This is a genomic window from Janthinobacterium foliorum, from assembly GCF_978021625.1.
The window spans coordinates 297,249-311,380 of record NZ_CDXDQE010000003.1; the positions used below are offsets into that span (position 1 = coordinate 297,249).

Annotated in this window: 11 protein-coding genes; 5 read left to right on the forward strand and 6 right to left on the reverse strand. The window is 65.9% G+C overall.

The window, feature by feature from the left end; translation table 11 throughout:
• Positions 1–9: 9 nt before the first annotated feature.
• From ACZ92H_RS08830 to ACZ92H_RS08840, 3 genes are read right to left on the reverse strand one after another with little or no spacing between them, the layout of a single operon-like run.
• On the reverse strand, positions 10–2,829 hold the full coding sequence (locus ACZ92H_RS08830) for a M16 family metallopeptidase (protein WP_465049027.1): 2,820 nt from the start codon (positions 2,827–2,829) through the stop codon (positions 10–12).
• A gap of 30 nt (positions 2,830–2,859) precedes the next feature.
• On the reverse strand, positions 2,860–3,258 hold the full coding sequence (locus ACZ92H_RS08835) for a hypothetical protein (RefSeq protein WP_465049028.1): 399 nt from the start codon (positions 3,256–3,258) through the stop codon (positions 2,860–2,862).
• The gene (locus ACZ92H_RS08840) at positions 3,258–3,986 is read right to left on the reverse strand and encodes a P-loop NTPase family protein (protein ID WP_131373461.1); all 729 of its coding nucleotides are present in this window, start codon (positions 3,984–3,986) and stop codon (positions 3,258–3,260) included. The genes ACZ92H_RS08835 and ACZ92H_RS08840 overlap by 1 nt, the downstream gene beginning before the upstream one ends.
• Before the next feature lie 212 nt (positions 3,987–4,198).
• On the opposite strand from ACZ92H_RS08840, the gene ACZ92H_RS08845 reads away from it, so the two are divergent.
• Positions 4,199–5,968, forward strand: coding sequence for a GGDEF domain-containing protein (locus tag ACZ92H_RS08845; protein ID WP_465049029.1), 1,770 nt, complete (start codon positions 4,199–4,201; stop codon positions 5,966–5,968).
• Here the strand turns inward: ACZ92H_RS08845 and ACZ92H_RS08850 are convergent, their stop codons facing one another.
• On the reverse strand, positions 5,969–6,451 hold the full coding sequence (locus ACZ92H_RS08850; RefSeq protein ID WP_131373463.1) for a CinA family protein: 483 nt from the start codon (positions 6,449–6,451) through the stop codon (positions 5,969–5,971).
• Positions 6,452–6,769: 318 nt separating this feature from the next.
• Between ACZ92H_RS08850 and ACZ92H_RS08855 the strand changes: the two genes are divergently transcribed.
• The 3 genes from ACZ92H_RS08855 to ACZ92H_RS08865 are packed head-to-tail and all read left to right on the forward strand — an operon-like array spanning position 6,770 to position 11,895.
• Positions 6,770–7,291 carry a TOL_0243 family YfiR-like periplasmic protein gene (locus ACZ92H_RS08855; RefSeq protein ID WP_465049030.1) on the forward strand — a complete coding sequence of 174 codons (522 nt, stop codon included), beginning with the start codon at positions 6,770–6,772 and terminating at the stop codon, positions 7,289–7,291.
• Positions 7,292–9,322 (forward strand): sensor histidine kinase, YfiR-like protein-associated, encoded by a 2,031-nt coding sequence (locus ACZ92H_RS08860; RefSeq protein ID WP_465049031.1) that lies wholly within the window; start codon positions 7,292–7,294, stop codon positions 9,320–9,322.
• Complete coding sequence (locus tag ACZ92H_RS08865) at positions 9,319–11,895, forward strand: EAL domain-containing protein (RefSeq protein WP_131373466.1); 2,577 nt, start codon at positions 9,319–9,321, stop codon at positions 11,893–11,895. The genes ACZ92H_RS08860 and ACZ92H_RS08865 overlap by 4 nt, the downstream gene beginning before the upstream one ends.
• Before the next feature lie 3 nt (positions 11,896–11,898).
• Here ACZ92H_RS08865 and thiL read toward each other — a convergent pair whose 3' ends face one another.
• On the reverse strand, positions 11,899–12,879 hold the full coding sequence (gene thiL / locus ACZ92H_RS08870) for a thiamine-phosphate kinase (RefSeq protein ID WP_465049032.1): 981 nt from the start codon (positions 12,877–12,879) through the stop codon (positions 11,899–11,901).
• 87 nt (positions 12,880–12,966) lie between these two features.
• Here thiL and ACZ92H_RS08875 point away from each other — a divergent pair, with 87 nt between their 5' ends.
• Complete coding sequence (locus tag ACZ92H_RS08875) at positions 12,967–13,560, forward strand: hypothetical protein (protein ID WP_465049033.1); 594 nt, start codon at positions 12,967–12,969, stop codon at positions 13,558–13,560.
• Here the strand turns inward: ACZ92H_RS08875 and ACZ92H_RS08880 are convergent.
• Positions 13,557–14,078: a MarR family winged helix-turn-helix transcriptional regulator gene (locus tag ACZ92H_RS08880; RefSeq protein ID WP_465049034.1), complete on the reverse strand. Its 522-nt coding sequence runs from the start codon at positions 14,076–14,078 to the stop codon at positions 13,557–13,559. The genes ACZ92H_RS08875 and ACZ92H_RS08880 overlap by 4 nt on opposite strands.
• Positions 14,079–14,132: the final 54 nt, after the last annotated feature.

The following is a 14,132-nucleotide window of genomic DNA, read 5'->3' on the forward strand; positions in this document are numbered from 1 at the left end:
GCCCGGAACTTACTTTACGGCACCCTCCGCGTCGCGCACTTCCACGGGCGCCAGTTTCAGCTTCGACAGTTGCGGGCCGATCTTGGCCTTGTCGCCCACGCCGATGACGATCAGCTGTTCCGGCTGCAGGTATTTCTTCGCCATCTGCTGCACCTGCTTGTCCGTCACGCCGGCAAAGCGCTGCGGCAAGGTGGTGTAGTAGTCCAGGCCCAGGTCGTAGATATACGTGTTGGCCATGCTGGCGCTGATGCTGGCGTTCGTCTCGAACTGGCCCGGCAGCGACAGCACCTGTGAATTGCGCGCGTTCGCCAGTTCCTTGGCCGACAGGGGCCTGGCGATCATGGCGCGGATTTCCTTGAAGGTTTCCGACACGGCCGGGCCCGTCACATCGGTGCGCACGCCGGCGGCGATCGAGAACGGTCCCGGATGGCGGCGATACTGGAACTGCGAGCGCACGCCGTAGGTATAGCCCTTTTCTTCGCGCAAGTTGGTGTTCAGGCGGCTGGTAAACAGGCCACCCAGCGCCGCGTTCATCACTTGCAGCGGCGCATAGTCCGGCGTCGTGCGCGCCACGGCGATGGTCGACAGGCGCACGGCCGACTGCGGCGCGCCGGGCTTGTCGACGAGGATCAATTTCGCCTTCGTCGTCTCCGGTGCCGCCGCCACGGCTGGCGTGACCGTGCCGGCCTTCCAGGCGCCGAACTTGGCTTCGGCCAGCGCCTTCAATTCCGCTTCGCCGATATCGCCCGAGACGATCAGTGCCGCATTGTTCGGCACATAGTGCTGCTGCCAGAACGCTTGCAGGTCGGCGCGGCTGGTGGCCTTCAACGCCGTTTCCGTGCCCAGCTGGATGTAGCCGTAGGGATGCTGCGGGCCATACAGGGCCGCCGCTTCCACGCGCGCCGCCACGGCCGCCGCGTTTTCACGCTGCTGCGCCAGTTCGCCGATGCGGCTGGCGCGCTGGCGCTCCACTTCCTCTTGCGGAAATTGCGGATGCTGCACCACGTCGGCCAGCACGTCGAGCGCTTGCGGGAAGGTGGCTTTGAGCGATGTCAGCTGGGCAAACGAGGCGTCCGTGCCGGAGCCGGTGCCGAGGAAAGCGCCCAGTTGTGCCACGTCATCGGCGATCTGCGGCGCGCTGCGCGTGGCTGTGCCTTCCTGCAGCAATTGCGCCGTAAAACTCGACAAGCCGGGCTGCGCCAGCGGATTGGCGCCCGAGCCGCTTTTGACCACCAGCTGGCTCGAGACGAGCGGCACGGCAGGGTTGTAGTTGTGGATCACCGTCAAGCCATTGCTCAGGGTGAATGACTTGCCTTGTGGCAGCACAATCTTCGGCGCGGGGCCGGCGGCCGGCACCTTGTAGCGCCATTGCTCATCCGCATTGATGGCCGTGCCTGGCGCCGGCTTGACCTTGCCCGGCGCCGGCGTCGCCACTTCCGGACCCAGGTCCGGCTTGCCCGGCACGCCATACACCACCACGCGCGACTGGTTCTTCAGGTACTGATCGACGGCGCGCTGCACGCCGGCCGCCGTCACCTGGCGGTAGCGCTCGATATCCTTGGCCAGGTAGCCGGGGTCGCCCACGTACTGGTTGTATTCGTTGAGCAGGTTGGCCACGCCGTGCCCGCCCATCTTTTCCACCTGGCTCAGCATGCTGGTCTCGATGCTGTTGCGCGCCCGCTCCAGTTCTTTCTCCGTCGGGCCCTGGGCGCGCAGCCGTTCCAGCTCCGCCTGCAGGGCTTGCTCGATTTCCTCGGGCCGGTGGCCGGGACGCGCCGTGGCGTCGATGGTGAAGACGGACGTCAGGGCGTTGGAGCCCTGGCTGGCCCCCACGTCCTGGGCGATCTGCTTGTCATACACGAGGGACTTGTACAGGCGGCTGGACTTGCCGCCGGCGAGGATCTGCGCGGCCATCGACAGTTCCGCATCATCCTTGGCGTAGGCGGACGGCGTGAGCCAGGCCATGTAGACGCGCGGCAAATCGACGCGGTCCTGCACCACGATGCGGCGTTCCTGGGTGATGGGCGGCGTCACGACATCGGGTTTCGGCACGGCCGGGCCGCGCTGGAAGCTGCCGAAGTACTTGTTGACCAGTTCCTTGGTCTTTGCCTTGTCGATATCGCCGGCGATCACCAGGCTGGCGTTGTTGGGGCCATAGTATTTGGTAAAGAACTCCTTGATGTCGGCCAGCTTGGCGTTCTGGATATCCGCGTGCGAACCGATGACGCTGGCGTAATACGGATGGGTCTTGGGAAACAGCTGGTGGTACAGGGCTTCCTGCACGATGCCGTACGGCGTGTTTTCCACGCTCTGGCGGCGCTCGTTGCGCACCACGTCCTGCTGGTTCGTCAGGGCCGTCTGGTCGAGCACGTCAAGCAGGTAGCCCATGCGGTCGGAATGGGCCCACAGGGCCAGTTCCAGCTGGTTCGACGGCACCGTGTCGAAATAATTGGTGCGGTCGAAATCCGTGCTACCGTTTGAATCCGTGGCGCCCGCGCCTTCCAGCAACTGGTCGGCCATGCCGCGCGGCACGTGCTTGGTGGCGGCAAACATCATGTGCTCGAACAGATGCGCAAAGCCCGTCAGGCCCGGCGCTTCATTGGCCGGTCCCACGTGGTACCAGATGTTGACGGCCGTGACGGGCAATTTATGGTCTTCCACGAGAATCACGTCGAGGCCGTTCGGCAGCGTGTATTTTTCGTAGGCAATATTCGGCACGCTTGTCGCGCCCGTCGCGGTGGCCGCAGCGGCGGCGTGGCTGAGGGTGAGGGGGGCGCCGTACAGCGACAGCATCAGGGCGGGGATGGCCAGCAGTTTGATCGGTTTCATGCGTGCTTCCAGAGGTGGAGTGGGAGAGTGCTACGGCTGGCTTGTGGCTGGCGTAGGTGTTGTCGATGGTACATTTTTATACAGCAAGGCCGCGCCGCCCAGCACCAGCAGGGCGCAGGCGATGGAGACGATGGCGGCCGCGCCCAGCAAGCGCCACTCGCGCGGCGTGAAGCCGGCTGGCGACGGCGCGGGCACGGCGGCCTGCGCAGCGCCTGCGGCAGCGTCAGGGGCAGGCGTCGGCAAGCCGCCCGTGGCGCGCGCCTGCGCCGCCAGCGCCTGCGTGGCCGTCTCCAGCAGGGCCAGCTGGCGCCCGACGGTGTCCGCCAGTACCGCCTCGTTCAGCGCCACCAGGGCGAATATCGGGTCATCCACGTCGATCCTGATGCCCGTCTTGTCGAACACGTGCGTGCGCAGTGCGTGCCGGTCCACTACCACTGCACCTTGTCCAGTTGTTCGAAGATGTCGCGGTAGACGACCTTGATGCGCTGCTTTTCCATGATGTTGAACTTGTCGTTCTGCAGTACTTCCTGCATCGTCAGGCGCGCCGTGTTCATCTTCTTGACGTCGGCGCCAAAGGTGTCGGGATTGCGCTGGCTCAGGGTGATGCTGCCCTTGACGCGCGCGCGGTTGTCGCTGTACGACTGCGATTCCATGAATTGCTTGCCGGACGCCGATTGCAGCAGGCCGAAGTGTTCGTTCTGCCATAGCACCAGCGGCACCTTCGTCGATTGCGCCGTGGCCACGAAGCCCGTGGCCGTGTCGTGCAGGGTGTCGCCGCCGCCGACGATGGTGTGGATATAGACCTTGCGGCCCGATTCTTCCAGCAGGGAAAAGCAGTCGTTTTCCAGCAGGTAGCCCATCAGGGGCGAAAAGGTATTCGCGCCGTTGTCGACCACGCAGTTGCCGTCCTCTTCCAGGATGTCGATCATCAGCGCGTCGAAGCGTTTCGGATCGATGTTGCGCGCATCCGTCATCACGGGCACGTGCTTGACATTCATCGCCTTGTAGCGCGAAAAGGTGGCGTTTTCCTGGTCGGTGTCATAGCAGCGCAGGGGCGTGCCGTCCTTGCCGCCCATCCATTGCGCCAGCAGGGTCGAGACGAGGGTCTTGCCGATGCCACCCTTGCCCTGCAGGATGAAATGTACCGTGTTTTGCATTGCGACTACTCCAAGTTGTTGCGTCAGTGACTACAAAAGTTCCGTGACAGCGGCGATTGCTCCCGGCCAGACTGCAACTGGCATTTTTACCACAATCCTTTGCAAATATGCCATGGGGAAGAGCGAATCTGGTTATGATGTTAATCAGGATACCATTGATGCAGAGCAAGTTTTATGCGAAAAATCCACCCCAGAGTGTGAACGAGGACGTAGTGCCGATCTCCAGTCTCGATAAAGCCGACATAGACCGCCTCAATCAGCAAGCCCTGTCTTGCCTGGTCGGCAACCGCCGCCAGGCGCGGCGCCAGGCGCAGATGGCGCTGGCGGCGGCGCAGCGCCAGCAGTATGCGCGTGGCAGCGCGTATGCCGAACTGAACCACTGCTGGCTGGCGTATTACGCGGGCGAGCCGGAACCGGCGTGCGAGCGCTTGCGCGACTTTTTCCAGCAGACGGGCGACCTGGAAGGCGGCATGGAAGTGGCCGCCCTGCAGGGTGCGTATGCGAGCCGGCGCGGCGAATTTGCCGATGCGGAACAGCATTTCCTGATGGCGCGCAGCCAGGCCGCGCAAATTCCCGACTCCCTGCATAAATTCATGCTGTACGCGCGGCTCGGCGTCGATGCCCTGAACCGTGGCGACACGCAGGATGGCCCCCGCAATTTCCTGCTGGCGCTCGATATCGCCGAGCGCTTCGGCAGTCCCGCGCACCGCGTCAACAGCCTGTCGAACCTGGCCTCGTCGCAGCACGACCTGGGCAATGACGAGGATGCCATTCCCTTGCTGGTCGAGGCGCTCGACATCATCGGCACGCAAAAACTGAAATACCAGCAAACCATCGTCTCGGCCAACCTGGCCATGTGCCTGCTGGCCACGGGCAAGCCGGCCGAAGCGCTGGCCCTCGTCGAGCCGTTTTATGAGTGGCCGGAAGAAGACCTGGCCGTGCGCGCCTTTTTGTTCTGTATCGCCGCGCATGCGGCCATCCTGCTGCAGCGGCCGGCCAGCGCCCTGCAATTGCTGCTGCGCGCCGAGGACTATGCGCGCCGCGGGCAAGACCTGGAAGAGCAGATGCATGCCTGGCTGGTGCGCGGCAAGCTGGACTTGCATGCGGGCCAGACGGCGCAGGCGCTGGCCTCGCTGACGCAGGCGCACAGCCTGCTGAGCTGGACGCGCAATCCGTTCCACCAGCAACAGATCCTGCGCGGGCTGGCCGACATCAACGCCCAGCTGGGCGCATGGCAGACGGCGTATGGCTTCCTGCAGCAATACCAGGCCGCCTACGAGGCCAGCAGCAAGTCGGCGCGCGCCTCGCGCAGCCTGATGCGCAACCTGGAAAAGGAAATGCACAGCCTGAAAGCGGAACGCGACAAGGCGCTGGAGCTGCAGGCGGCGCGCGAGTCGGAGAACGTCAAGCTGGAGCACCTGAACCGCGAACTGGCGCACCAGATCCTGCACGTGAACTCGCTGCAGGACAGCCTGAAGGAACAGGCCATGCGCGACCACCTGACGGGCCTGTACAACCGCCGCCATTTTGAAACGTGCCTGAACGCCATCCTGCACGAGGCCGACGCGGATGCGCCCGTCTCCATCGCCATCATCGACCTGGATTTCTTCAAGCGCGTCAACGATACCTATGGACACAACTTTGGCGATGAGGTGCTGATCCAGTTCGCGCGCCTGGTGGAAAGCCAGCTGCGCGGCAGCGACATGCTGTGCCGCTATGGCGGCGAGGAATTCTGCCTGCTGTTGCGCGAAGCCGACAGCGTGATCGCCGCGCACAAGATCGACGATATCGCCGCGCGCTACCGCCAGCTGCTGATCCGCCAGGCGCCGCACAGCTTGACGGGTTGCACCTTTTCCGCCGGCATCGCCGAATATCCGCGCCATGGCGCCGGCCGCCACGAATTGCTGATGCGCGCCGACAGCGCCCTGTATGCGGCCAAGCAGGCGGGCCGCGACCGCGCCTGCATCGCCGAGCCGGCTTGATTAGCGGATAAAGCGCAGCAATTCCTGCAGGGCGTGCGCCACGGCCTGCTCGCGCACGGCCTGGCGGTCGCCGGCAAATACCAGCCGTTGCGTCAGCACGCGCCCGTCCATGGCCCAGCCGAAGCAGACGGTGCCGACGGGCTTGCCGGGCACGCCGCCCGTGGGACCGGCGATACCCGTGGTCGAGACGGCCACCTGGGCGTCGCTGTGCGCCAGGCTGCCTTGCGCCATGGCGGCGGCCACTTCCTCGCTGACGGCGCCGTGCGCGGCGATCAGTTCGGCCGGCACGCCCAGCATGCTGGTCTTGGCGCCGTTCGAATAGGTGACGAAGCCCCGTTCGAACCAGGCGCTCGAGCCCGAGATATCGGTGACGGCCTGCGCCACGCCGCCGCCTGTGCACGATTCCGCCGTGGCCAGCAGCAGGCCGCGGGCGTGCAAGGCGTCGCCGATGGCAGTGGAAAGGGCGAGGAGGTCAGTGTTCATGCGGGATGCCTGCGTGCGGTGGTGAGGAAGCGTCACTGTAGCATGGCGTACGGTAAAAGAAACTTTCCCCGCTGCCAGCGAAAATGCGTACACTCTTTTATACATTTGCTACCAATTTGGGCCGGCAGGCGTTCTGCCGCTGCTCCATGCTGGTTCGCATCGCCCCTATTGGGACGCGGCATGGCGCCGCGCCTTCGAATGCATTATCTTTACTCGGTTGTCATGGCACTTCTGAACTGGACCTGGCGGCAGCAACATGGCCCCCTGTGTCACCCCTTGCACGGTGCGCGCCGCGGGCCACTCCGCTGGGGTTGGCTATTGCTGCTGCTGAGCGTGCTGTGCGCCGGTACGCGGGCGCAAGTGCCGGGTGAGCTGGAGCGCCAGGTGAAGGCCGCGTATCTGTACAAGTTTGCCGGTTTTGTCGAGTGGCCCGACGGCAGCTTTGCCCGGCCCGACTCGCCGCTGGTGATCGGCGTGGCCGGCGCCGATGCGCTGGCCGAGCAGCTGGAGCTGAGCGTGGCCGGCCACAGCGTCAACGGCCGCAGCGTGCAGGTGAAAAAGGTGCGCCGCGGCGAGACGCTGGCCGGCTTGCACGTGCTGTACCTGGGCGCGCTGGAAAAAGCCGTGCTGCAGGAGATGCTGGCCGCCAGCCGCGGCCTGGCATTGCTGACGGTATCCGATTCGGATGAGGTCTATGCGATGGGCAGCATGATCAATTTTGTGATGGCCGAGGACAAGGTGCGTTTCGACGTGGCCTTGAAACCCGTGGCGCAGGCGCATATCCGCATCAGCGCGCGCATGCTGCTGGCTGCCTACCGCGTGCAGACGGGAGGCGCATAGATGATCAGGCTGCGTTCCATCCGCCGCAAGCTGATGTCGGTGGTCTTGCTGACCACCCTGGTGGCGCTCGTCATTTCGCTGGGCACCATCGTCGTCTACGACTTGCGCGCCTACCACCGCAATCTGGTGGCCGACATCAGTACCCAGGCCGAGCTGCTGGGGCACATGAGTTCAGCCGCGCTGGCCTTCGACGATGAACGCCTGGCGCTGGAAAACCTCAACCTGATGCGCATCCGCCCGCGCGTCACGGCCGGCGCCCTGTACAAGGCCGACGGCAGCCTGTTCGCCAGCTACCGCGCCAACGCGCGGGCGGCAGCGCCGCCGGCGCGAGTGGGCAAGGAAGGCGAAAGCATCGCCGGCAAATCCGTCGAATTGTTCAAGCCCATCGTCGACAATGGCGAATTGCTGGGCACCGTTTACCTGCGCGCCGACTATGAACTGGCGGGGCGCACGGTCGACTACCTGGCCATCGCCCTGGGCGTGACGGTGCTGGCGCTGCTGGTGGCCTTGCTGCTGCTGCGCCGCCTCGACCACGTGATCACGCAACCGATCCTCGACATCGCCGACGTGGCGCGGGAAGTGATCGAGACGGGCGACTATTCGCGCCGCGCGCGCAAGCTCAGCGCCGATGAAGTGGCGCAGCTGGTCGATTCCTTCAACAAGATGCTGGCCGAGATCGAATTGCGCACCCAGGCGCTGGAGCGCTCGAACGGCGAACTGGCGCGCGAGGGCGAACAGCGCGCCCAGGCGCAGCAGGAAGTCATGCGCCTGAACCAGGAGCTGGAAGTGCGCGTGCATGAACGCACGCTGCAGCTGGAAATGACGAATGGCGAACTGGCCATGGCGATGGAAGAGGCGCGCAGCGCCAACTACGCCAAGTCGGCCTTTTTGTCGTCGATGAGCCATGAATTGCGCACGCCCCTGAACGCCATCCTGGGCTTCGCGCAAATCCTCAGCTCCGACCGCCTGCCGTCGACCCTGGCGCAAAAAAAGGAATTTGCCGGGCATATCCTCAAATCGGGACGCCATTTGCTGACACTGATCAATGAAATCCTCGACCTGGCGAAAGTCGAATCGGGCACCGTCAACCTGTCGCTGGAGCCGGTGGCGCTGGACGCCATCCTGCAGGAATGCCGCGACATGATCGCGCCGCTGGCCAGCCAGCGCGGCATCGGCATGGCCTTTCCCGACACCTGTCCATTGAACGTGCTGGCCGACCGCACGCGCCTGAAGCAGATTCTGCTGAACCTGCTGTCGAATGCGCTCAAGTACAACCGCGAGCACGGCACGGTGAGCATCGCGTGCGGACTGCAGCCGGGCGGGCGCGTGCGCATCAGCGTGCGCGACACGGGGATCGGCCTCGATAGCGAACAGGTGGCGCTGCTGTTCCAGCCTTTTAACCGCCTGGGCCAGGAAGGCGGCACGGAAGAGGGCAGCGGCATCGGCCTGGTGGTCACCAAGCGCCTGGTCGAACTGATGGATGGCCATATCGGCGTGGCCAGCGAGGCGGGCGTGGGCAGCACCTTCTGGATCGAGCTGCGCGTGGCCGAAAGCATGCCGGCACCGGCGTCGCCAGCCCTGCCGCGGCCGGACCTGGCGGGGGCGCTGCTCGACAACAGCGCCCCCGTCACCTTGCTGTACGTGGAAGACAACCCCGCCAACCTGACCCTGGTCGAGGAAATCGTGCGCTACTGCCCGCAATTGCGGCTGCTGACGGCCAGGGATGGCCGCCTGGGCGTGGACATGGCGCTCACGCATCTGCCTCAGCTGATCCTCATGGACATCAACCTGCCGCACATTAACGGCACCGATGCCTTGAAACTGCTGCGCGCCGACCCGCGCACGGCGCATATTCCCGTCATCGCCCTGACGGCCAATGCCATGCCGGGCGATGTCGAGCGCAGCATGGCGCAGGGCTTTTACCGCTACCTGACGAAGCCGATCAACCTCGAGGAATTCACCGAGGCGATCAACAGCACCCTGGCCTACGTGGCGCAGCAGCGCCGGCAGAAAGGCACGGGCGCGCCATGATCAGCCAGGCCGACATCTATGGCGCGAAAATCCTTATCGTCGACGACCAGGAAGTCAATCTGCGCCTGCTCGAGCATCTGCTGGAAAGCGGCGGCTATACGGCCATCAGCAGCACGCTCGACGCGCGCGCCGTGGCCGGCCTGCACCAGCGCCACCAGTTTGACCTGATCATCCTCGACCTGGTGATGCCGGCCATGAGCGGCTATGCCGTGATGGATGCACTGCGTCCGCTGGAGCTGGAAGGCTATTTGCCCGTGCTGGTGATCGCCGCCGACCCGGACGCCAAGCTGGCCGCGCTGGAGGCGGGCGCGCGCGATTTCATCAGCAAGCCTTTCGATGCGCTCGAAGTGCTCACGCGCATCCGCAACATGCTCGAAGTGCGGCTGCTGCACCGCGCCGCGCGCCAGTACAACGCGCTGCTGGAGCGCACGGTGGGCCAGCGCACGGCCGAACTGCAGCGCTTCCGCGGCGCCATGGACGCCACCACGGACGCCATTTTCCTCGTCGACGTACTGGGCATGGCCCTCGTCGATGTCAACGACGGCGCCTGCCGCTTGCTGGGCTACGCGCGCCCGGAACTGCTGTCGCTGTCGCCAGGCGCCTTGCTGCCCTCGCCGCCGCCCGCGCCGCTGGCCGGGCTGCAGGGCGGTCCGGCCCACCTGGCCACGGAAGTGACGGAATGCGAACTGGTACGCCACGACCTGAGCCTGGTGCCCGTGGAATTGAGCTGGCACTGGTATGCGCAATCGCCCGTGCCGGGCGTGCATGCCGCGGGCGGCCTGCTGCTGATCGCCGTGGCGCGCGACATCAGCGAGCGGCGCCAGGCGCAGGAACGCCTGAAGCACCTGGCCCATTACGACGGCTTGACGGGCCTGCCGAACCGCAGCCTGTTCTACCAGACCCTGGCCCAGGCCGTGGAGCTGGCGCAGGAAAAAAGCTGGCGCATCGTCGTGCTGTTCATCGCCCTCGACCGCTTCAAAAGCATCAACGACACGCTGGGCGCGGCGCTGGGCGACGAGCTGCTGCGCCAGTTCAGCAACCGCCTGGTCGAATGCGTGCGCCTGCGCGATACGGTGGGGCGTCTGGGCAACGACGAATTCGCGTTGATCCTGACCATGAGCCGCAACCAGCAGGAAGCCGTGGCGGTGGCCAACCAGGTGCGCGAAGCCTTGCGCGCGCCGTTCGACCTGCGCGGCCACGCTGCCACCCTGACGGCCAGCATCGGCATCGCCATGTATCCCGACGACGCCACCGACCCGGAAACCCTGATCAAGTACGCGAATACGGCGATGGGCGGCGCCAAGCAGGCGGGCCGCGACGGCTACCGTTTTTTCACGGCCGGCATGAACGTGCAGGTGCTGGCGCGGCTGGACCTGGAACTGGCGCTGCGCCATGCGCTGGAACACGAGCAATTCATCCTGTACTACCAGCCGAAGGTGGACTTGCGCACGGGCCGCATCAGCGGCGTGGAAGCGCTGCTGCGCTGGCGCCGCCCGGGCTACGGCCTGGTGGCGCCGGCCGAATTCGTGCCGGTGCTGGAAGACACGGGCCTGATCGTGCGCGTGGGCGCCTGGGTGATCCACGCCGCCTGCCGCCAGATCGCCGAGTGGCGCGACAGCGAAGTGGGTCCCGTGCACGTGGCCGTGAACGTGTCGAGCCGCCAGTTCGCCGAGGGCGACCTGGAAGGCGAAGTGACGCGCGCGCTGGCGCACTACCGCCTGGCGCCCGAGCTGCTGGAGCTGGAATTGACGGAAACGGCGCTGATGTCGAATGCCGAGCGCACCATCGTCGTGCTGGGCAAACTGAAGAAAATCGGCGTGAAGGTGGCCATCGACGATTTCGGCACCGGCTATTCCAGCCTCGCGTACCTGCAGCGCTTCCCCATCGACAAGCTGAAGATCGACATCGCCTTCGTGCGCAACATCACCAGCAATCCGAACGACGCGGCCATCGCCCTGGCCATCATCAGCATGGCGCACAGCCTGAAATTGAGCGTGGTGGCCGAGGGCGTGGAATCGCGGCCGCAGCTGGAATACCTGCGGCGCAACCGCTGCGATGAAATCCAGGGTTTCTATTTCAGCCGCGCCCTGCCGGCGCTGGAACTGGGCCAGATGATCGGCGCCGGCGCCGGCCTGCCGCCGGGCCATGACCCGGCCGCGCAGCCGGCGCAGACCCTGCTGATCGTCGACGACGACGTCAACGTGCTGTCGTCGCTGCACCGGCTGTTCCGTCCCGAGGGCTACCAGATCCTCACGGCCAGCACGCCGGCCGAAGGCTTCGAGATGCTGGCGCTGCACCGCGTGCACGTCATCGTCTGCGACCAGCGCATGCCCAGCATGAGCGGCACGGAATTTCTGAGTAAAGTGAAGGAGCTGTACCCGGAAACCATCCGCATCATCCTCTCCGGCTACACGGGCCTGGAAGCCGTGCTCGACTCGATCAACCGGGGCGCCATCTACCGCTTCTACACGAAACCGTGGGACGACACCCAGCTGCGCGACAACATCCGCCTGGCCTTCCAGCACTACTGGATGGTGAATCAGCCGGGGCTGGCGCGCGCGGCGCTGCGCTAGAGCTTATTCGCTGAAGTGGTCAAAAGACGTGAGCTGCAACGCCAGCGGCACGCCCATGGCATCGACCAGGCGCAAGCCCGGCTGCGCCTCGATGCGCCCGACGCGCGTGGCCGGCGTGCCGCAGGCGATGGCCAGGGCGGCGATGGCCGCGCGCGACGACGCCGGCGCCGTAAAGCACAGTTCATAGTCGTCGCCGCCGGCGGCCGTGTAGCGGCGGCGCAGCGACGCATCCTGCTGCGCCAGGATGGGACCGGCGGGCAGGGCGTCGACGTCGAGCGTGGCGCCCACTTGCGACGCTGTCAGGATGTGGCCCAGATCGCCCGCCAGGCCGTCCGAGATGTCGATGGCCGCATGCGCCAGTCCCTGTTCCGCCAGGGCGCAGCCCAGCGCCACGCGCGGCGTGGGCGTGTGCATGCGCGCGGCCGCCGTCAGCAGGTCGGCTGGCGCCAGTTCCTGTTCCATGCGGTAGCCGGCCAGCGCCAGGCGCGCGTCGCCCAGGGTGCCGCTGACCCAGATGTCGTCGCCCGCCACGGCCGCGCCGCGGCGCAGGGCCTGGCCTGGCGCCAGTTCGCCGAACACGGTGATGCAGATGTTCAGCGGACCCTTGGTGGTGTCGCCGCCGATCAGCTCGCAGCCGAAGGCATCGGCCAGCGCGAACAGGCCTTCGGCAAAGCCGGCCAGCCAGGCGCGCTCCGCCTGCGGCAGGGCCAGGGCCAGGGTGAAGGCCACGGGGCGCGCGCCCATGGCGGCCAGGTCGGACAGGTTCACGGCCAGGCTCTTGTGCCCCAGCTTGCGGGCGTCGGCGCCGGCAAAGAAGTGCCGGTCCTCGACCAGCATGTCCGACGAGATGGCGATCTGCTTGCCCGCGCCGGGCGTCAGCAGCGCGCAATCGTCGCCGATGCCCAGGGTGGCGCGGCCGGGGCGCTGGCGCACGAAATAGTGTTTGATCAGGTCGAATTCGGAAAGCGCGTCGTGAGGGGCCATGGCGAGAGTGTTGGTTGAGTGGGGTGTGGCCCGGCTATTATAGGCTGGCCTACAATGGACGCCCTTGCCACCGCTGTCCATTTTAATATGCCCTTCCACGATCTCCTCGCCGTGCTGCAATCCTATCTTGACGACGGCTGGCTGCGCGACCCGCAGGCCGTTGGTCTTGCCAGTTTCACGGCGCCGGAACTGCGGGCGCGCGGTTTTGATGAACTATGCGATGGCGGCCAGCTGTGCCTGTATGAGGATGAACGCTGGTTCCGCCGCGCCAGCCGGGCCGTGCAGGCATCGTTCAAGGTGTATCTGCAAGGCGGCCGCTTGCACGCGAACGGACTGGAACTCGGTTATCAGGTGCGCCTGGCCAGCGTGCTGCGCGCGGCGCGGCGGCCCTTGCCGCCGTATCGCCTGCTGCTGGAGGCGGGCGCGCACAGCGGCGCGCTGCTGTTCGACAGCGGCCTGGTGCTGCAGTTCGCCGCCAACCTGCGCGGCGCGCCCCGGCATTATTTCCTGACCCTCGTCGAGGGGCAGTTGCCCGACCCCGGTGCGGGCGAGCTCGACCTGCGCGCCGCCAGCGAGGGCCACGTCCAGGCCCTGTACGGCCACTGTGCGCCGGAAGAATTGCAGCGCCAGGCAAGGCGCGGCCATGCTGCCCTGCGCGAGCTGGCGCGCGTGCTCGCTTAAACCTTCTTCGCCTGCGCCATGCCGTGCAGCAGCTTGGCCAGCAACCGGTCAAGCTGGCGCTGCTCGTCCGCGCTCAGCGACGACAGCATGCGGCGCTCGTTTTCCACGTGCAGCAGCACCAGCTGCTCAATCAGTGCCAGCCCCTTGGGCGTGAGGGCCACCAGCACGCCGCGCCGGTCGCTCGGGTGCTTTTGCCGTTCGATCAGGCCCGCCGCTTCCAGGCGGTCGATGCGGTTGGTCATGCCGCCCGACGACAGCATGGCTGCTTCATACAGGGCAGTGGGTGTCAAGCAATATGGCGCGCCCGAGCGGCGCAGGGTCGCCAGCACATCGAATTCACCGGGCTGCAAGCCATGTTCCGCAAACAGGGGGTTGAGCCAGTCGCGCGCCATCAGCTGCGCCACCGTGCCCAGCTGGCCGACCAGCTGCATGGCGCCGGTATCCATCTGCGGCAGTTCGCGTTGCCATTGTTGGGCAGCAAATTGCGCGCGCGTATGTTCTTGCGGGGTATCTGTCATGGGGCTTCCTCTGTCTATCTTGGCGTCAAGATAGAAAGCAACGGCGATCTATCT

Excerpts from the sequence above, each read along its gene's own strand:
- ACZ92H_RS08830 (WP_465049027.1), bottom strand. The coding sequence starts at position 2,829 with ATGAAACCGATCAAACTGCTGGCCATCCCCGCCCTGATGCTGTCGCTG.
- ACZ92H_RS08840 (WP_131373461.1), bottom strand. The coding sequence starts at position 3,986 with ATGCAAAACACGGTACATTTCATCCTGCAGGGCAAGGGTGGCATCGGC.
- ACZ92H_RS08850 (WP_131373463.1), bottom strand. The coding sequence starts at position 6,451 with ATGAACACTGACCTCCTCGCCCTTTCCACTGCCATCGGCGACGCCTTG.
- ACZ92H_RS08860 (WP_465049031.1), top strand. The coding sequence starts at position 7,292 with ATGATCAGGCTGCGTTCCATCCGCCGCAAGCTGATGTCGGTGGTCTTG.
- ACZ92H_RS08865 (WP_131373466.1), top strand. The coding sequence starts at position 9,319 with ATGATCAGCCAGGCCGACATCTATGGCGCGAAAATCCTTATCGTCGAC.
- thiL (WP_465049032.1), bottom strand. The coding sequence starts at position 12,879 with ATGGCCCCTCACGACGCGCTTTCCGAATTCGACCTGATCAAACACTAT.
- ACZ92H_RS08875 (WP_465049033.1), top strand. The coding sequence starts at position 12,967 with ATGCCCTTCCACGATCTCCTCGCCGTGCTGCAATCCTATCTTGACGAC.
- ACZ92H_RS08880 (WP_465049034.1), bottom strand. The coding sequence starts at position 14,078 with ATGACAGATACCCCGCAAGAACATACGCGCGCGCAATTTGCTGCCCAA.